The 426-nt window shown below is 35.4% G+C and carries 1 protein-coding gene; it reads right to left on the bottom strand.

Annotated features, from left to right (window positions below):
• On the bottom strand, window positions 1-386 hold a 386-nt coding region (locus EG885_RS23200), incomplete at its 3' end, for a hypothetical protein (RefSeq protein ID WP_207392411.1).
• Window positions 387-426 lie beyond the last annotated feature (40 nt).

Below are 426 nucleotides of genomic sequence, written 5' to 3'. Positions count from 1 at the left end.
ACTTTAAGTCGATTGTCCTCATAAGATAAGTGAATTCTAGCTCTCTTAAAATTGGATAAAGTTATGTCACCCTTTGAATGCTCATGTAACTCCAAAATAGCATGACGTAAATAAAAATCTAACCTCATGCCAGTAGATTGATAAAAATAGTCTTCAGCTATCTGCTTTTGTATGCTTTTCCGTGTCAGTGCGTCTAAGTATGGAGATTCTAAATATTTTTCCTTATCTCTAATATTTCTTCGTCGAGCATATGAGAAAGCATCCATGAACTCTCTAAGCTTCTGGGGGTTTAGCAATATTCTTAGTAATGTAATTGAAATTATTATTACTGGTGCCCATATGCCAAAACGTTCATACAGCTCCTTGAAGCGTTCTACATTCATCATGTCGCTCTTCATCTACTTAGAGTTTAAACAGTGCGTGAAG

The organism is Paracoccus nototheniae (assembly GCF_004335005.1).
Lineage (GTDB): Bacteria > Pseudomonadota > Alphaproteobacteria > Rhodobacterales > Rhodobacteraceae > Paracoccus > Paracoccus nototheniae.
This window is presented reverse-complemented; position numbering and strand designations above follow the sequence as displayed.